Annotated in this window: 15 protein-coding genes; 9 read left to right on the forward strand and 6 right to left on the reverse strand. The window is 41.4% G+C overall.

All coding sequences use genetic code 11. The annotated features are described in order from the left end of the window. The first annotated feature begins 20 nt into the window (after window positions 1-20). The 4 genes from RMY16_RS06715 (at window position 21) to RMY16_RS06730 (ending at window position 6,916) form a co-directional block, all read left to right on the forward strand. Window positions 21-1,796, forward strand: coding sequence for an alpha/beta hydrolase (locus RMY16_RS06715; RefSeq protein WP_322735725.1), 1,776 nt, complete (start codon window positions 21-23; stop codon window positions 1,794-1,796). 252 nt (window positions 1,797-2,048) lie between these two features. Then, a complete protein-coding gene (locus RMY16_RS06720; protein ID WP_322735726.1) occupies window positions 2,049-4,334 on the forward strand; it encodes an ATP-binding protein in 2,286 nt (761 codons plus the stop codon). Window positions 4,335-4,386: 52 nt separating this feature from the next. Continuing rightward, window positions 4,387-4,860, forward strand: a complete 474-nt coding sequence (locus RMY16_RS06725) for a response regulator (protein WP_322735727.1) — start codon at window positions 4,387-4,389, stop codon at window positions 4,858-4,860. A 280-nt stretch (window positions 4,861-5,140) separates the two neighbouring features. Beyond that, complete coding sequence (locus RMY16_RS06730; RefSeq protein WP_322735728.1) at window positions 5,141-6,916, forward strand: ATP-binding protein; 1,776 nt, start codon at window positions 5,141-5,143, stop codon at window positions 6,914-6,916. 29 nt (window positions 6,917-6,945) lie between these two features. Here the strand turns inward: RMY16_RS06730 and RMY16_RS06735 are convergent, their stop codons facing one another. Next, entirely contained in the window at window positions 6,946-7,452 is a 507-nt protein-coding gene (locus RMY16_RS06735; RefSeq protein ID WP_322735729.1) for a hypothetical protein, read from the reverse strand. Window positions 7,453-7,892: 440 nt separating this feature from the next. Here RMY16_RS06735 and truB point away from each other — a divergent pair, with 440 nt between their 5' ends. Then, window positions 7,893-8,777 (forward strand): tRNA pseudouridine(55) synthase TruB, encoded by an 885-nt coding sequence (gene truB / locus RMY16_RS06740; RefSeq protein ID WP_322735730.1) that lies wholly within the window; start codon window positions 7,893-7,895, stop codon window positions 8,775-8,777. Window positions 8,778-8,871: 94 nt separating this feature from the next. Then, complete coding sequence (locus tag RMY16_RS06745) at window positions 8,872-9,081, forward strand: hypothetical protein (RefSeq protein WP_322735731.1); 210 nt, start codon at window positions 8,872-8,874, stop codon at window positions 9,079-9,081. A gap of 25 nt (window positions 9,082-9,106) precedes the next feature. Here the strand turns inward: RMY16_RS06745 and RMY16_RS06750 are convergent, their stop codons facing one another. The 4 genes from RMY16_RS06750 to RMY16_RS06765 all read right to left on the reverse strand — a co-directional run bounded on the left by RMY16_RS06750 (window position 9,107) and on the right by RMY16_RS06765 (window position 12,255). Next, window positions 9,107-9,886 carry a hypothetical protein gene (locus RMY16_RS06750; RefSeq protein WP_322735732.1) on the reverse strand — a complete coding sequence of 260 codons (780 nt, stop codon included), beginning with the start codon at window positions 9,884-9,886 and terminating at the stop codon, window positions 9,107-9,109. 201 nt (window positions 9,887-10,087) lie between these two features. Next, window positions 10,088-10,924: a protein-glutamate O-methyltransferase CheR gene (locus tag RMY16_RS06755; RefSeq protein ID WP_322735831.1), complete on the reverse strand. Its 837-nt coding sequence runs from the start codon at window positions 10,922-10,924 to the stop codon at window positions 10,088-10,090. Window positions 10,925-10,966: 42 nt separating this feature from the next. Beyond that, window positions 10,967-11,503, reverse strand: a complete 537-nt coding sequence (locus tag RMY16_RS06760) for a hypothetical protein (protein WP_322735733.1) — start codon at window positions 11,501-11,503, stop codon at window positions 10,967-10,969. Window positions 11,504-11,688: 185 nt separating this feature from the next. Beyond that, complete coding sequence (locus RMY16_RS06765; protein ID WP_322735734.1) at window positions 11,689-12,255, reverse strand: HD domain-containing protein; 567 nt, start codon at window positions 12,253-12,255, stop codon at window positions 11,689-11,691. A 243-nt stretch (window positions 12,256-12,498) separates the two neighbouring features. Here RMY16_RS06765 and RMY16_RS06770 point away from each other — a divergent pair, with 243 nt between their 5' ends. The 3 genes from RMY16_RS06770 to RMY16_RS06780 all read left to right on the forward strand — a co-directional run bounded on the left by RMY16_RS06770 (window position 12,499) and on the right by RMY16_RS06780 (window position 14,899). Beyond that, a complete protein-coding gene (locus tag RMY16_RS06770; RefSeq protein ID WP_322735735.1) occupies window positions 12,499-13,239 on the forward strand; it encodes a DUF2993 domain-containing protein in 741 nt (246 codons plus the stop codon). Window positions 13,240-13,272: 33 nt separating this feature from the next. Next, window positions 13,273-13,824 carry a DUF2231 domain-containing protein gene (locus RMY16_RS06775; RefSeq protein ID WP_322735736.1) on the forward strand — a complete coding sequence of 184 codons (552 nt, stop codon included), beginning with the start codon at window positions 13,273-13,275 and terminating at the stop codon, window positions 13,822-13,824. Window positions 13,825-14,428: 604 nt separating this feature from the next. After that, the gene (locus RMY16_RS06780; RefSeq protein WP_322735737.1) at window positions 14,429-14,899 is read left to right on the forward strand and encodes a hypothetical protein; all 471 of its coding nucleotides are present in this window, start codon (window positions 14,429-14,431) and stop codon (window positions 14,897-14,899) included. A 687-nt stretch (window positions 14,900-15,586) separates the two neighbouring features. On the opposite strand, the gene RMY16_RS06785 is transcribed toward RMY16_RS06780, so the two are convergent. Beyond that, a complete protein-coding gene (locus tag RMY16_RS06785) occupies window positions 15,587-18,961 on the reverse strand; it encodes an alpha-mannosidase (RefSeq protein ID WP_322735738.1) in 3,375 nt (1,124 codons plus the stop codon). Window positions 18,962-19,037: the final 76 nt, after the last annotated feature.

Consider the following 19,037-nt stretch of genomic DNA (forward strand, 5'->3'; position numbering starts at 1 on the left):
ACCACCGAAACAGTTGAGCGATGAATAGTTTGTTTGGTAATTGGGCCAGCACCCTCAGAAAAAATTCTTTATTGCTGGTTCTTTCAATGGTGCTGCCAACGTTTGGAATTAGTAATTCTGTGTTGGCAGCAGAGCGGATTTATGCATCTTATTCAGCTTTAGAGCTTTCTATTTCAGTCAGGACTTTAGAGAACTACGCTAAAACAGGTGTAATTAACGAAGACTTAGCAGCCTATCAGCGATATCTGCCTTTAGAACAGCTTCAAGAATTACGGCGGATTTTGCTTAATCGTGTGAAAGTTAGTCCAGTAGTAGTTTCGCAACTTCTCTACACACCCCAAGGAGAATTTTTACTGCATCGATTGGCGCAAGTAATTAAAACCAATCAGCCAGAACCAGGATTGAGTACTTTGCGTTCGGCGCTAATTTTAGCCTCTGGTGAATCGGGAGGCTTGACACTTTTAAATGTGTTGCGTAAATATCCCACCAGCAGTATTCGCCTTGATGTCGCCGAAACTTTCGAAATAGCTACGGAATTGGAGAAACTTGTTAACCAAACCCATCAAGCGATCGCAGTTGTTTCCCAAAAGTCTAAAATAGAAGCTGAGAGCATTTCTCAACCAAATTTCTCGCAATTGCCCGATTTAAAGGTTCCGGGAAAATTTCAGTCGCAAAAATACATCCTGAAGTTTTTCGACTCAACCCGCAATCGACTTTTATTGACTGATGTTTACATTCCCAATGCCCAAAAGGCTGCACCAGTAATTGTCATTTCTCACGGCTTGGGTTTAGACAGCAGTAACTTTCAATATTTAGCCACTCACTTAGCTTCTTACGGATTTGCTGTCGTTGTTCCCAATCACCCTGGTAGTGATGCGAAACAATTACGTTCTCTCTTAAAAGGACGCGCTATTGAAGTAGCAGAACCAAGCGAATTTCAAGACCGACCTTTGGACATAACATATATACTGAATCAATTGCAAAAAGGTAATCAATTTGATTCACGGTTTAAAGGTCGCCTAAATCTGCAACAAGTCGGAGTATTTGGTCAATCTTTGGGAGGCTACACAGCCTTAGCCCTAGCAGGCGCTAAAATCAACTTTGAGCAGCTAAAACAAGACTGTCAACCAGCAGCACTCCAAAATACCTGGAATATGTCCTTACTGCTCCAGTGTCGCGCTTTAGAATTGAGCATCAGCAAGTCTGGCAAAGATTATAACCTGCGGGATGAGAGAGTAAAAGCTGCGATCGCAGTTAATCCTATTACTAGTTCAATTTTTGGCAAAGCTGGCTTAAGTCAAATCAAAACTCCAGTGATGATTGTCAGCAGTAGTGATGATACTGTTGCACCAGCTTTATCCGAGCAAATTTTACCTTTTTCCTGGTTAACGAATCCCCAAAAGTATCTCGTCATGCTTGTTGGTGGCACACACTTCTCCATCATTGGCAATGCAAATCCTGCAAATCAACAAGTAGCATTACCTGCTGATATGATTGGTGATGCTTCTCAAGCGCGTCGTTACATGAATGTTTTAAGTTTACCTTTCTTCCAAACATACATTGCAGGCAGGCCGCAATACACACCCTACCTAAACGCCGCTTACACTCAAAGCATTTCTAGTAAGCCTCTTGGCTTGAGTCTCGTTAAGTCATTGAATACAACTGAATTAGCACAATTATTGGATATCAAAGCAGCCAAACTCGTTCAAAAAAAAGTTCCCAACACCATAGTCAGCTTCGGATTTTGGATGTTGGATATTGGTGTTGCGTTGCTGCATGTAATGATTTTTATTTGATTTGTACAGACGTAATTAATTACGTCTGTAGAGTTGATTTTCACCTTTATAAAATCAGAGGCTCAATTTTTGCTACGGAAGCCTTGCCACGTTATTAGACCATCCTCTAATTATTTTCACTTACATTAGTAACTGTAAAAAGCGTAACAAGCACAGATAGATACGATCGCATTCATACTTCTCGACCTATACTTTAAAGAAATATGACATTTAATTACGCTATTTTAAAACTAGCTTTACATAAGTTAAGTTATGAGCCAGCCGGAATATACTACAGCCCAAGCTACTGCCCTGACTAACCACGATCGCAAACCCATTCACATACCTGGCTCTATTCAACCTCATGGCATTCTCCTGGCACTCAGTAATCAGTTAGAGATACTGCAAGTTAGTAACAATACCCAAGTGTATTTGTGTAAAGCTCCAGAAGATTTGCTCAGTAAACCTTTGAGCTATTTACTTGAACCTCAGCCAGTGGAAATTGTCAAGCAGTGCTTAGTAAAAAAGGTTGGCAGCGCTAATATTTTTAAAGTATTAATAAATACTTTATATGGAGAAATATACTTTGATGCTATTGCTCATCGTACAGAAGAAGCTGTGATTCTGGAGCTAGAACCAACTGACTCGGAATTTGAGATGAGTTTCTTAAACTTTCATAGTTTTGCGAGTGAAGCGATCGCTAAAATGCAAAAGACATCGAATTTGGGAGAATTTTTGCATTTAGTAGCTGAAGAAGTCCAAAAAATCATCGGTTTCGACCGGGTGATGGTTTATCAATTTGACGAGTCAGAAGCGGGTTCTGTGGTTGCAGAAGTTAAACGGGAAGATTTATCACCTTATTTAGGACTCCACTATCCCGCTACAGATATTCCAGCGCAGGCTAGGGAGTTATACACGCGCTGCTTTCTGAGATTTCTCCCCGATTTGACTGCCGAACCTGTCAAACTAGTTCCAACGGAAAATCCGACAACACATCAGCATCTTGACTTAAGCTACTGTCTGCTGCGGAGTTTTGATTGGTGTTGTACTGAATATCATCAAAATATGGGGGTGAAGGCTCTTTTAGTGATTTCAATTATTCAAGAGCAGAAACTTTGGGGATTAATATCCTGTCACCATCAAACACCAAAGTATATTTCTTACGAAGTCCGCAAGATGTGCGAATTTTTGGGACAGATTGCATCTTCAGAATTAGCACACAAAATTAGTAACTCGGAATGGGATTATAAAGTAAAACTCAAATCGCTACAGTCTGAGTTTCTAGAATCTATTTCCCAAGCAGACAATTTTATCGATGCCCTCATCAAACCGGAAATCCGCTTGCTCGATCTTGTTAGTGCTTCAGGAGCGGCGGTTTGTCTGGATAATGAAATTACCCTTGTGGGAACAACACCGAATATTGATGAAGTTCGGGCACTCATTGAATGGGCGAATACCCAAGTTAGTGACAATCTGTTTGCTACTGATTCTCTGCCGAAGCTTTACCAAGAAGCACTAGTATTTAAAGATACTGCTAGTGGCTTGTTGCTACTGCGGATTTCTAAAATTCGGCGCTATTATATCCTTTGGTTTCGCCCTGAAGTTCTTCAAACGGTACACTGGGCAGGAAATCCACAAGAATCCATGCAAGCACAGGCAGACGGTAGCTATACCCTGTCTCCCCGAAAATCCTTTGAACAATGGCAAGAAACGGTTAGATTAACTTCTCTACCCTGGAAAGCTTGCGAACTTGACAGTGCGATCGCTTTGAATAATGCGATCGTTGGTATTGTACTCTCGAAAGCGGATGAATTAGCTAAAATCAACCTGGAGTTAGAGCGCAGCAACCAAGAACTAGCATCCTTTGCCTACGCCGCTTCCCATGACCTCAAGGAACCTTTGCGAGGCATTTATAACTTCTCGACAGTGCTGCTAGAAGACTATGCCCAAGTATTAGATGATGATGGAATTGAGTGCTTGCAAACAGTGGTATCCTTGTCTGTACGCATGGAAACTCTGATTAATGCTCTGCTGCGGTTATCGCAGTTAGGACAAGCACAACTGCGTTTGCAAGCAACTGACCTCAACGAATTACTCAACCAAGTAATTGACATTTTTCGTGCTAGTCGTCAAGATTCTGGGCTTATGGATATTCGCATTCCTCGGCCTTTACCAACAGTTTTGTGCGATCAAGTGCTGGTTAATGAAGTCTTCAGTAATCTGCTTGGTAATGCGTTCAAATACAACGAGAAAGCAGAGCAATGGGTTGAGATTGGCTACTTTTCTCAAGAAGAGGCAGAGGAGCAGGGGGAGACAAGGGGAATAACCCATGCCCCATGCCCAATATTTTATATCCGAGATAATGGTATTGGAATTCCATACCATCACCTAGAAACTATCTTTAGATTATTTAAGCGGCTCCATTCCCAGGAAAAATACGGTGGAGGAGCCGGTGCTGGACTAGCTATTGTTAAGAAGATTGTTGAGCTTCATAACGGTAAAATTTGGGTGAAATCTACTGTAGGCGTTGGCTCAATTTTTTATTTTACGTTGGAATAGTTTAAGATAATGACTAAATATATATTTTTGTTAAGCTCTTTTAAGACTACGAATGACAAAAAAACTTCATGAACCGCTGCTCGTTGTTGAGGACAGCAATGAAGATTTTCGGATGCTGCAACGTCTGATGCGGCGTATGTCCGTCCAGAACCCCATACACCGTTGTACTAATGGGGATGAGGTTTTAGAGTTCCTCTATCAACTGGGGAACAATGCCTACACGAAGGGCGAAGACCCACCTAACCCTAAAGTAGTATTACGACCCTCTGTAATCTTGCTCGATCTGAATTTGCCAGGTATTGATGGGCGTGACATTTTAGATCGGCTCAAGCAAGATAAGACTTTCAAGGGAATCCCCATCGTTGTTTTTACCACATCATCTAACCCCAAGGATATTGAATTGTGCTACCAAAAGGGCGCAAATGGATATCTGGTAAAACCGATGGATGCTCAGGAACTAAAAAAGACGATCCAGGCATTTGTAGACTACTGGCTTGAAGCCAATACGCCGCCTGTGTTGGATTAAGTTGTTTATTTTTTGTTGATGTAACAGTAAGGGAAAAACGATAATAAAGGAGACGGCTCAGAGGACACAGAGACACTTTCCTCTTTGGGTCACTGTGTCTGCTTGTCTCTGTTAGATTCCTTTTTCCGATTTTTCTATTTTTTGACTATTTGGTATTTCTTTAGGATTACTAAAGAATTTAGATTTTATTTACACTTATTTTATATTATTTTTAGAATTATGCAAGAAAACACAATCTGGATAAAAGGGATCTATATGGCTCCCTGATCCTCATAACCTTATGTTGGACACATGGACGCTACTTATCATCGATGATTGTGCCGCAGATCGGAAAATCTATCGTCGATATCTTTTGAAAGATCCGCACCAGTCCTACCAGATTTTGGAGGCAGACTGTGCAGAAGAAGGACTTGCTTTGTGCCAACAAGTACGTTGCGATGTCATTTTGCTAGATTTTTGCCTACCTGATATGAGTGGGTTAGAACTTTTTGATCGCATCCAGCAGGAGATATTTAAGACTTCTATCCCCGTGATTATGTTGACAGGGCGCGGCGATGAAGAAATCGCTGTGCAGGTAATGAAACGGGGTGCTTTGGATTATTTAGTTAAGCAACATCTTACACAAGATGTGCTGCAACTAGCAGTCCGCAACGCCATTAAACAATCGTACTTGCAAGCCCAACTGGTTAAAACTCAAGAGAGACAACGCTTAATTGCCACAACTGCTTTACGAATTCGCCAGTCTCTTAATCTAGAGCAAATTTTGAATACGGCTGTAGCCGAAGTACAACAACTTCTAAAGTGCGATCGCGTGATGGTTTATCAGTTTGCCCCAGATACAGATGGTAAAATAGTCGCCTCATCAGTTGAGTCATACAGCACTGTGGCATTGTGCGATCGCGTCGGGGCTAGGACTGGGGAGCAGAGGAGCAGCACTTCGACTACGCTCAGTGACAGAGGAGCAGAGGAGCAGAGGAGCAGGGAGGAAGTTGCAGTAGGTTTTTCTCCTATGCCCCTGCGCCCTTGTGCCCCTCTGCCTCTTGTGCCCAATTCTCAATCCCCAATCCCTTATATCTATGAGCTTGGCTTGTGTAATTGTGTCAATCTAAAAAAGCAATTTAATACTAAGGCAAATCTGGTAGTTCCGATTAATCTGAGCAACAATGGGAACCCAACACCCAAGCTTTGGGGTTTATTGATTGCTCACCATAATTCCGGGGAGCGACAGTGGCAAACTGATGATGCAGAAATGCTCAATGAAGTATCAGTGCAATTAGCGATCGCTATTCAACAGGCGGAATTGTTAGCCCAAACTCAAGCAGCCCTTGCCAAAGAAAAGCAACTCAATGTATTTAAATCCCAAATAATTACAACGGTTTCCCATGAGTATCGAACGCCGCTAACTTCAATTCTGGCTGCGGCATCAACTTTGGTAAAACATAGCCAGCAATTAGATGAGTCCAAACAACAGAGATTTTTAGGAATCATTGAACAGAAAGCAAGGTATATGTCCAAACTCGTGGATAATATGCTTCTGGTTAACCAACTTGAACTGGAAAAACCCAAGTTTCAACCAATCTCAGTCGATTTACTACAATTTTTTTCTGACCTTTTAGAACAAGAGCGAGAAACAGTAGGCGATCGCCACGAATTGATTTTTAAAATTACTGGTAATCATCATGGATTTTGGGGCGATCGCGGACTTTTGCAACAAATTTTTATTAACTTAATGTCCAATGCAATTAAGTACTCTCCAGATGGAGGCAGTGTAGAATTCCACCTGATCGGCAAAGAATCAGAAGTCAGCTTTTACATCAAAGATGGGGGAATTGGTATCCCGATGGCAGATCAAGAAAATTTGTTTCAATCCTTTAGTCGTGGAAGTAACGTTGACACAATTCCTGGTACAGGCTTAGGGCTAGCGATCGCTAAAGCTTGTGTCGAGTTACATAGTGGCAATATTACTTTGTCAAGTGAAGTGGGGCAAGGAACTAAAGTTACAGTTAGCTTACCGAAGATATGCCCAACTGGTCAACTATCCCCATCATCCACTTGATTTAGATAACTTTAAAAAGCATATTGTAATTATTGCTCTTGAATTTCTATCTTGCTAATCAACCATTCTTTGATTGTTTTCCCGCAAGGCTCAGAACTTTGGCAATCATTGACGTTCTCTAAAGAATAAAGCATTTTTACTTTTTTGTTAACGTATTTCTCTGGTTCGCAAACATCAAAGGTTGCACCGACACTTTCATGTACTTTACCATTTTCATCGACAATAGTAACGTAGCATTTTAAGTCCCCGTTTTGCATATCTTTGATAGTACCAGAACTTGGATTATCGTTTTTAATTTCCTTAGATTGATTCTTTTTAGGAGATGTTTTTTCAGTTGATGCTGACTTAATAGTTTTTTTGCTATTATCTAGTTTTACTTGATTTACAGAAATAGATTCAGAATTAGCTTGGGTAGCTGTTGCAGTATTTACTGGATTAACTTTATTCTCTTGAGAAGCACTATTGCCAGAGTTACTACAACTCACAATCAACATAGAGCAAAAAAGCAATGTAGTAGTGAAGATTGATTTTTTCATTTGATTTATGTTCGTAAAAACTATTGATAGTTGTTTTGCTCAAAGCGCTACAGGTAAAATTTTTGATTGTCAATCAAAAATTTCATGAAGTTTTTCATGAGATTTCTTGATTATTACAGTTTTATATCTTGGAAGTTAGAAATGACATCGTGATATTTGCGGAAAATACTCGGCGTTATCTGCATTTTTGGATATTTTCCTGTAAAGTGCTTAGAGAATGTCTTGATACCTATAAAATAATGCTTAATTGAAGAATAATGCAGAATTCAGAATTCAGAATCAAGACGCTTTCTACGACTCGCTATCTGCTTTTTCGGTCAGAATGAATTCTGACTCCTGACTCCTGAATTCTGTTTCGATAAACTTTAATTGCTAAATATTAATGCTTTGAGCATTAAATAAGTATTTAATAGAGTTTAGAAACTGTAAGTATTGATTTTGTGTTATTTCAAGGTTTTCTCAACTTAAACAAACCATTTGACTGGACTTCCCACGACTGCGTAGCGCGGGTGCGAAAATTGTTGCGCCTCAAACGTGTAGGACATGCGGGAACCTTAGATCCAGCAGCAACAGGGGTCTTACCGATCGCACTTGGTAAAGCCACAAGATTATTGCAATATCTGCCAGAAAACAAAGCTTACAAGGCTACGATTCGTCTGGGTATGCGGACTACAACTGATGATTTAGAAGGTGAAATCATTAGTTCTCAAGCTTGTGGTGGATTGAGTTTAGAAGAGGTGAAAACTGCACTGGCACAATTTGAAGGCAAGATTGAGCAAATCCCACCGAATTATAGTGCAATTCAAGTGGACGGGAAACGTCTCTACGACTTAGCACGCCAAGGGAAAATGGTGGAAGTTCCAGTGCGAACAGTGGAAATTTTTCACATAGAAATTTTGGACTGGAGAGAAGGAGATTTTCCCGAATTGGATGTGGCGATCGCCTGTGGATCTGGTACATATATTAGAGCGATCGCTCGTGACTTAGGTGCAATCTTAGAAACTGGTGGCACTCTGGCGGCTTTGATCCGTACCGAAAGCAGTGGTTTCGATTTAACAGATAGTCTCACTTTTACCGACTTAGAAGCTAAATTGCAAGGCGGGACATTTCAACCTCTTGCCTCTGATGCAGCGTTACAACATTTGTTGTCTGTGACTTTACCAGCAACATCTGCTCAAAAATGGTGTCAAGGTCAACGGGTTTCTCTAAATTCTGAGGTTACTGGGATAGTGCGAGTTTATCAAGAAGAGACTCGTTTTTTAGGTGTTGGACAATTACAAGATGAAGTGTTAATTCCTCAAATGGTTTTTGAACCGATTTCTTGAAGGAGAATTCAGAAGTCAGAATTCAGAAGTGGAGCCGGAGACATTCTGCCTCCGGTAAGAATCAAGATGTTCTCTATAAGACGCACCGTATAGCTTGCTTTATTTGCTGCAAGGGTACGCTGACTCGCATTGGAGTCAACTTAAGCTGAATGCCTTTTTAAATCTCGTTTCCAGCCTAGAGGCTGGAAATGCTGCTCCTGGTGGCTCTGCCGCCAGCAAGGGAGGCGGAGCCTCTAAAACAGCATTCCCAGTCGGAGACTGGGAACGAGACAATAGTCGCACACAATTCAATTCTGACTCCTGACTCCTAACTCCTGAATTCTTTCTTGTTAAACCAAATAACTTGTATTAGGTACGATCGCAAAGAAGGCATACTCATACCAAGCAGTCCAGATGAAACTCCGAATCCATCGCTGACGCTTATCGGGACTCAATTCATATTCAAACGCCCCACGAGATACATCAATGGAAGATAGATGAGAGTTGCAACCGCAGCCATGCTGATAAGTAAAACCGTATTTAGAAGCAATACTTTGCACCTTCATTTGAATAGCAAATACCTTACCCGCATGGAGTATGGCATCCCAAGCACGTTTATGTTCAATATCGCGCTGATCGAATCGTAAGGCACGTTCTTCAAAAACATGATCGCGGTAAATTGGTGCTAAATGCACGTGATAAAAACTTGCTGGTAGTTCATAACCAAATTCATTGAATAAATCTATGCCGATGCGAGCCACTTTTAATTCATCAGCGTAATCGATTCCTTTTGACTCCACATCACGAAGAATTTCTGCAAAGTTCGGATAGCTGTGTTTGAGAAAGTCTTGCCCAAAAAACTCTAAGGTTTCCCATGCTAGTTGTGCAAATAATTGGGAAAATGATGGTATTAGGTGAGCTAATTGGGGGCGATCGCTAAATAAATCAACATCACCACGTTCTAATTTATACAAAAATAGCTGTGCCATCTCAACATAGCTTTGGGGCTGGGAAAGTCCGACACTCGTGGTTCCTCTAGCAATGTCTTGCCATATAGAAGGTAGTTGAGAAACATGAACCGCATTTTCTCCAGCAATGACTGCAACCGGAGGACATTCTAGAAGTTGCATCGACAATCTCCTTTAAGACTTTAATGTGTAATTTACCTTAAACGCTCGCTAAATCTATCTTCTTAACACAATAAAAAATGTTTGACAGACTGTCTTTTGACAACGAGCGCAATTTTATTCATAATTTTTGGGATATTGGGCATTAGCTATTTTAGGATAATTCATAATTCATAATTCAATTATCCATTCAAAGCATTCTTTTCACATACCTGCTATTTTTTTATATATTTTCTCGCCCTTGACTAACTCTTCATAGTAAGGCTCATAAGAGGTGAATCTGATAGATTCTTGTCTTCCTAAACCCAAGATGCCAAAAGTACAAAGGCTATTATAAAACAGTTCGTGTACTCGCTTTTGGAGTGCCTGATTAAAATATATGAGGACATTACGACAAAGAATCACATTAAACTCATTAAAAGAACTATCAGTGGCTAAATTGTGCTGGGCAAAAACAACATTTTCTCTTAGGGACGCTCGAAAAATAGCATTGTCATAAGCTGCTGTATAATATTCTGAGAAAGACTTCTTGCCGCCTGCTCTTAGATAAAGCTGAGTATATTCCTGCATCATTTTCAGCGAGAAAATCCCACTTTTGGCATTTTGTAATACCTTCTCATTCGTATCAGTGGCATATATGCGGCAACGGTGATAAAGTCCTTCTTCTTGCAGTAAAATTGCCATTGAATAAACTTCTTCACCAGTTGAACATCCAGCGTGCCAGATGCGAATAAACGGATAGGTTTGTAAGAAGGGAATAACCTGATTTCTGAAAGTATTATAAAAGCTGGGATCGCGAAACATGGATGTTACATTCACCGTCAGAGCAAGCAAAAATCTTTCTAAATAGGGGCGGTTGTGGAGTAATCGCTCTTGTAATGCAGAAACATTTGCTAACCCTTCTAATTGCATGAAGCCCTGAATACGACGCTTCAGTGAGGAAAGAGCATAATTGCGAAAGTCATAACCGTAGTACTGATACACACCCTCTAATAGCAGGTGTATTTCTATATCCTCTAAAATCGGTTTGGGCAGAGGCATAATACTCATAATTCATAAATTATCATTTATCATTTATAGATTTCAGTTTAACCAAGTGGCTCTTACTATTAAAACAGCGATCGCCATTATTGAGATTCCAGCTAGCCATCTCACCTGATAACGCAGATTTTTAATCTCTTGGCTCAAACTTTCTCTTTGTGGTATGGAATATGGTTCTAGTTGTACAACTTCAATAGCTACTTGTTCGGGTGTCTTTTGGAGATTTTCAAACGAGACTTGTGTGTGCAGCCAATTAGTAATCAGTTGGGGACAGTTCTTTTTAAACCAATTGAGAGCTAAGGTTTTAAAAACTGGTTTCGACATTCGGGCAATTAATTTCATCACCCTGTTTAAGGGTTTCAGGCGAAGCTTTTGATTAATCAGATTGACTGAACCAACATCATAAAGACAATCCAGAATTAGTTTCACAGTGGCTTCTTCACTGTTAACCAAGTTTTGCAGTAAAATCAGAACATCATGCATACGTTCTGCTTCCATATACTTTTCTGCCAAGTTTTCTGGAGGGCTTACAGAAGGATTTACAGTTGGATTTAGGGTGTTTTTTCTTACTATCGTCATATTGGTAACATAGCAGCCATAATAATTTCCGTACACCTATCTACCGAGAGAAAGATTTTTTATCTAGAGAGAGAACCTAAAAGCCAAAATTTATTCGTGAGAGACATGACTAGATCGTGTCTGTAAAAAAGCTATTTGTCTAAATTCTTATAATTTTTTTCTCTACTTATGGATAAATAAAATTTTTATTTAGATGCTAACACCTCAATTTGGGAAATTACCCGTTCTAATTCCTCAATTATTACAGTAGTTTCAGTCTTTTTAAAGGCATCTACAAGCGCCCGGTAATACCAAAGAGTACCTTCTTTACGCCCATGAAAACGTTCCCAAAGTGATTCGCCCAAAATCCGATAATCTTTGAGAATAGATTGGGCGTTATAAAGTTTATCTGCTAATGACACAAGCAGGACTGATGGGGAAGCAGTAGGAATATGAGCAATGTATGCTTCCTTGCGCTGTCGCCAAGGGGGTTTTGGAGTTGTATCAGCGTCAGTACAACCATCTACAATTGCCGTTACATTGTCACCAAAGCGACGGCGAATTTCTTCTCGTGTTGCAGCGCCACCTTGGTCTTCGATCGCATCGTGTAACAGAGCTGCGATCGCTTCATCTTCATTTGCCCCGTATTCTAAAGCAATACTGGCGACACCTAATAAATGGGCAACATAAGGGACGCCTGAACCTTTACGAACTTGGTTAGCGTGTAGTTGGGTGGCGTAGGTAAGGGCTGCGGTAAAACGTTCTGAGAGCATTGTATAAAAGATTCCAGCAGTCAGAAGAACTCAACCGAAATATTGGGTTTATGTCAATTTTATAACATATCGCTTCAAGTGCAGAGGTAATAAAGGATGAAAGGGGTACAGAAGGGAAATTGAAATTTGAAATTAGATAGACAACATTTAAATCTATATTCCATCGCCAGATAGATAAAACTCTGCTGTTAGTTTATTAAATTTACTCAAGGATGTGCTTTAAACTAGGAGTTAATTTGCATAATGCCAGACAATCCTGGATTAGGAGAGCAAGCGCTCAATAAAGCGGCAGAAATAGGATTATCTAGTCAATTAGATGAAGTAGAAAATTTAGATGTAGACATCAAGACAGACCCGCTGAAACTAGTTCAGGGAGAGGTGGATCAGGTCAAGATTGCAGGAGAAGGTTTGGTTATGCAGAAAGACCTCCGCATGGAGGAATTGGAAATGCAAATGACTAGCGTTGCCATTAATCCTCTAAGTGTGGCTTTTGGCAAAATTGAACTAACTAAACCGACTAAAGCTCATGCACAGGTTGTGTTAACTGAAGCTGATATTAATCGTGCCTTCAATTCCGAATATGTGCGTTCACAACTGCAAAGTCAAAAAATACATATTAACGGGCAACTGAGGACTATTGAACCTCAAGATGTAGATTTTCGATTACCGGGTGATGGGAAAGTAGCACTCAATGCCAGCATAAAATTAGTAGAAACTGCTGAAAATCAGCAAGTTGCTTTTTCCGCAGTCCCCAGAATTAGCAGTAATGGAAAAAGTGTTGCTTTGGAAAATGTCGAGTATGGCGAAAGTGAGGAAATATCGCCAGAGTTGACAAAAGCTTTGATCGATCAAACTAGCGAAATTTTGAATTTAAGTAACTTTGATTTAGATGGTATGAGTCTACAAGTCAACCAACTAAAAGTAGAAGTAGGTAAACTAATCTTACAGGCTGAAGCGTATGTGGAAAAAATTCCTTCAGCTTAAAAGTGTAACGTTCATAAATTCAGGATACTAATAATGGAAACTACAGAAACAACACAAACAGGTTCAACACCTTTCCCTAATATTCCACCACTTATTGAAAGTAACGATAGTGAGTATCGTGATACTGGTGTACCCAGTACAGTTGCGATCGCCGGACATCCCCTACACCCCTTAAGCGTAATCTTTCCTATAGCCTTTTTAGCCGCCGCCTTGGGAAGTGATATTGGTTACTGGTTAACTGGTGATTTCTTTTGGGCTAGGGCTTCGCTATGGTTAATTGGACTTGGATTAGCTGGAGGCTTAATCGCAGCAGCGACCGGTCTGAGCGACTTTTTGAAAATTGAACGAGTCCGCAAGCGCGCCGCCGGTTGGACACATCTAATACTTAACGTTTCTATACTAGTTTTATCACTCGTTAACTTTCTCCTACGCTTGGGTGATGCTGAATCCCGAATCGTACCTTGGGGACTGTTAATCTCGCTTGTTGTCGGTACGCTAACCAGTGCTTCTGGTTGGTTCGGCGCTGAACTCTCCTATCGCCACAAAATTGGTGTAGTGGGTGGAGGTAGCAGAAGATATCCTTAAAGGATGTTTAAGGCAGTGTTTCGACTACGCAGCAGTTGAGCGTAGTCGAAACTCAACAATCAGACAGGAAGCAGAAAGCAATTGGTCACTGAGCGTAGTCGTTGCCGCAGCCTCTTGTAGAGAAGTAAGGCAGAAGATAGGAAAACGCAGCACTTAACAAGATAGTTGCCTGAAGCTAGAAATCCAGAGACAGATTATTATTTATAGCTTCCACTAAGAATATTTAGCAGTTATAGTTTGTATTTGATATAGTTTTTATACATCTTGTGCAATAGAGATAAGTCCGATACAAGGTTTTTCTAAATCAAAAGTTGGGAGGATATTTCCCTTGACCAGCAAGGGTTTTGAACCAATCTCGCAATCAAAAATTTAGCTTGTTTAATTAATAACTGTATACTTTATATATGCGGTGAAAAAAATTACATCCTGTTAAATACAAGCTATTTATATACACAGGCTTATAAAAACTAAAATTATACAAAGGGGTGAAATTAGCAATATTGAATTTTATACTAAATTAAGTTTAAAAAAGTGCGCGAGCGGTAATTTTCAAACTTTAAGTGTTTTAATAAAGTTATTACCGAAAGTTTAGAGAAGCAAAAACATGAAAGGTTTTAGGAAACTATCCTCAATAGCAGTGTTGCTATTTGCCTTTATGTCTCCGCCCTCATTAGCTGAAGCGAAAGATATTTCTCTAAGTAATGCTCTGAATGAACAGAGCGTTGCACCAGATACTAACCTGGTTGGAAATAAAACCGGGGAGGTTTTGATTGCTCAACGGCGGTCAAGACGATACTATAGACGAGGGCAGGGCTTCGGACGATACCAGAGAATCCGACGAGGGCAGGGCTTCGGGCGATACCAGAGAATCCGACGAGGACAGGGCTTCGGACGATACCAGAGAATCCGACGAGGGCAGCCCTTCGGACGATACCAGAGAATCCGACGAGGGCAGGGCTTTGGACAACGCCAGATTATCCTACGACAGCAGGGCTTTGGACGACGCCAGATTATCGAACGACGGGAGCCCTTCGGACGATACCAGATTATCCGACGACGCTATTACAGATATTAGTGAAAATGACGTAGGCATAATACCCTTCTCCTAACAGAGAGGCTACGCGTAGCTTGCTTCTATGAAGTGGTACGCGAAGCTTCCGGCTACATGAATTTTGCCTACTAAGGATTTCGGATAAGGCAGATAATTAGTTTTTATATCATGTCCGCTTAGATTATTTATTAAACCCTTAATCCCCACCCCACCTGCGAGGAGGGGATTAAGGGGAGCCAGTGCGGTCTTCTCCCAAGGGGAGACGCCAAGGGCGATAGCGCAGCGTTAGCGAGCCTGCGAGCGTCTGGGGTCTCCCCAAGTGGAGCATCTAGCGTGTGGGGTGCAATGATTAGGGGAATCATGACTGATTACGCAAACATGATATTAAAGATGTCTATTGAGGGCTAGTGATATAAATAAGCCAATTGTTAATAGAAATCTAGTGAAAAAGAATGTAGAGACGCACTGCTACATCTCTACAAGGGTTTTAGATAACACATATTTAATTTCACCAGATGTCTAATGGTTAGTAACCACTAAACATTAGACCTCTTGCAAAAATATATTTTTGCAAGAGAGGGAAAAGGAAAAAGGTTAAAGGGAAAGGATTTTGAGTTTCTTTACCCTTTTCCCCCGCCCCTTATCCCCAGAGGGGGCCCCACCTTCCCCTTTACCCCGACAAATGCCAAGAAGTCTATTAACTATAGTGGCTCACTCCAGTCTGCGATTAATCGCTGGTATCACTTTGAAATTGGCGATTTTCCAAGGTTGTATCATCAAAATTTGTTGCTGAGATGCAAATTCACTACTAGCGGAACGCTCTAATAAATCTACTGTATTTTCGAGATTTAAACCTAAATCACTTTGCAAAGATAACTCGGCTGTTTCTCCGTGAGATTCATAACATCGCAGAATTAACTGCTGTGGATCATCTTCAGATGGTTTCAAGGCCATCAAGATTAAATTTTCAGCTGATAAATCTAGAAAACTTACTCCTTCAATAGTGCCGATAGCGGTAGGGGAGGGTTTAGCCAGTGGCCAATTGAATATCACTTGCAACGGTATATTCAATTCATAGCCACGCCGTACTGTATGGGCTGATTCCCAGCTATCAGCATGAGGATACAAGGTATATTTGAACTCATGAAAACCTCGATCAGCTTTTGAGTCTGGCCAATTAGAACTGCGTAGCAGTGTTAGGCGGAGTTGATTTGGTTTGCTGTCATAACCGTATTTACAATCATTGAGCAAACTGACACCATAACGATTTGGGATTGCAGTATTTGTCTGTGTTTCTTCTGCTGTTAAATCAGCCCAACGCAAAGCAGGAACTTCCCATTTTGCTTGTTCTGCGGGGGTTTGCGGTTTAGTTGGGCGGCGAATCGCGCCACAGGGAATTTCATAAGTAGCAAAGTCGGCTTCAATATTTAGAGGAAAAGCAGCTTTCACTAAGACATGATTTTCTTGCCAATTCACAGTTGTAGCGATGTTCAGCAGAGGTGAACCAGCTTGCAGAATATAGTCTTGGCAAAATTCCGATTCACCCAACTGACGCACCACGCGTACACAACTTTGCACTGGGCCTTGTTCTAACCACTGAATAGATTGAAGATTTGTTGAGGGTAAGGGATGTTGAGCATAATTGGGGTCTATATTCCAGGCATCCCAATATTGCCCACTGTCTTTAAAAGCTTGCAGTTGATTCCCCGCCCCACTCAAAACTTCTCGCTGATAAGTTTTGTCAAAAACACTTGATAAATCTCCGGTGTCGGGATCTATAACAACTTGCAAGAATTCATTTTCTAAAATCCAGTCTGAGAAGAGTAGGGGAAATGAGGGAGAGAGGCGATTAATTTCGTCTGGACTGGAGAGTGAAGGGGAAAGCCAAAATATGCGGTAGCCTACGGGTGGAATTTCGGTGGCGAGAAATAGTAGGGTTGATGGTTCAGATAGTTGGGAGACTAGCTGGTTTCCAGAAGCATCGTAAATCTGCCATTCTTGGGTAGTTGTTGGTGGTGTGGGCAAGGCTACAGAGATTACCTCAGAACGTTGCCAATTAAGAGAATTGAAAACAAAAATAGGTAGACTATCAGGTTTTGGTGGTTCTGATAGGGTAATGTGAGATGCGATCGCTAAAAGTGATTCCTGTAATATTTTCGTTCCCACTTGTTCCACTTGCTGCCATTGGGGCAACGCATCTGTGTAAACTTGGGTAATTGAAGAACCAGGTAAAATATCGTGAAACTGTTGAAATAACACCAGTTTCCAAGCTGCTTCAATTTCTGCTTTAGGATATGTCAAACCACAGCTTACGCTTGCCAAGGTAGCAAATAGTTCAGCTTGATATAATAAATTTTCACAACGGCGATTCCAGCGTTTTTGATCTGCGTGGGTAGTATAGCAACCGCGATGAAATTCTAAGTATAGTTCGTCATTCCAGATGGGGAAGGGAGTGAGGGCAGCGGAAGCAGGGGAGGATAAGGGGAGAGAATTATAACTAGTACTTTCTGCTTCCTGCCTTCTGACTTCTGCCTCCTGCCTCCTGCCTTCTGCCTTCTGCCTTCTGCCTTCTGCCTCCTGCCTCCTGCCTTCTTTACTGATTTGCTGTAAATACTTTTCAGCCGTCGTAAATTCTAAGTCTGGGAACAAAGGTGACTTTTGCCAGCGTTGGGCGGTTTCTAACATATCACGGGTGGGGCCGCCGCCGTGGTCGCCGACACCGGGAAGCCAGAGGGATTCTGGTAAACTAGTTTGGGTTTGCCACTCAAGAGCATAAGTTGCCATTTTAACAGGGTCTATAGCTTCACCGATGGGTGCAGACATCAAACTAAAGACTTTGCTACCGTCAGGCGATCGCCACCAAAAAGCCCCATAATCAAATTTAGTAGTATCATTCCACCGCAACTTCTGCGTCACAAAATACTCAATTCCGGCATTAGCGAAAAACTGCGGTAAAGTTGCACAGAAACCAAAAGAATCTGGAACCCATTCCACAGTTGAAAACTTGCCAAATTTCTCCTGGATATAGCGCTGACCATACAGTAGCTGACGGACTATTGATTCACCAGCAATTAGGTTGAGTTCCGGTTCCACCCACATTCCGCCGACAACTTCCCAACGTCCGGCGGCTACCTGTGCTTGAATTTCCCTAAACAAATCCGGGCGATGTTCTTCAATCCAAGCATAAAGTGCGGGACTTGAATGGCAAAAAATTAACTCAGGAAAATCTGCTTGCAACTTCAGAACCGACTCAAAAGTATTTTGCGCCGCATTCCAAGTTTCACTTACAGGCCATAGCCATGCTAAATCTAAGTGAGCATGACCCAACAAGAAAATTTTAGATTTTTGATCCCCCCAACCCCCGATCAATTGGGGGGCTAAGATATCGGATTGAATTAAATTTTGGCGTAGAGATAAAAACGACTTTACCAACTCTCCCTTCTCTTCCTCCGTGCCCTCTGCGCCTCTGCGGTTCGTAATCTCCCCCACCATCGCCGCTAAAACATCCAACCTCTCCGGCGCAAATTTTTCTAAATAAAGTTGCACCACAGCTAACTCATCAGCCACAAAACCCGGATCGGGATTATTATCAACATAAGACTCATAAACTAGGAGCGATCGCACTAAAGCACCATCACAATGTCCCGGACTGACTAACCGCAAAGCCACAGTGAATTCTTCCCCTGCTGTCACCCCCTGCCACAGAAGCACTCTCGGCGAACAATCAAATAAATCACCCTCCAGCACTAACTCGCCATTTACATAAATCTCAGCAGAATCCGCCCACCAAACCAGCGCCAGCCGCAAAGATAATCCCGCTAAGGGATAACCGTGTAAATCTTGGGGAACCACCAATCTTTGCACTAGCCATAGCACTTTTTTCCCACCCGTCCAAGCAATATGTTCTTTAGCATTCAACTGGGCAGGTTGCCAATGAGACAAATCAGCAGCTACAACATCAGTAATAACTAGGTCAGATTCCTGATATAGCCACGTAGACTGAAGATTAACTTGACAAAAAGAGCGCAGTTGCTCAATTGCTTGTGAGATAAATTTGCTCTGGGATTGAGAGACAGTCGGGGTCATATATTCGCTAAGATGGGGTGTTGGTCGTTTTTATTGTTTGGCGCGAGTCTCACAACTTAACAAGACTTGAACTAAA

Source organism: Nostoc sp. DedQUE12b (genome assembly GCF_034530835.1).
GTDB lineage: Bacteria > Cyanobacteriota > Cyanobacteriia > Cyanobacteriales > Nostocaceae > Nostoc.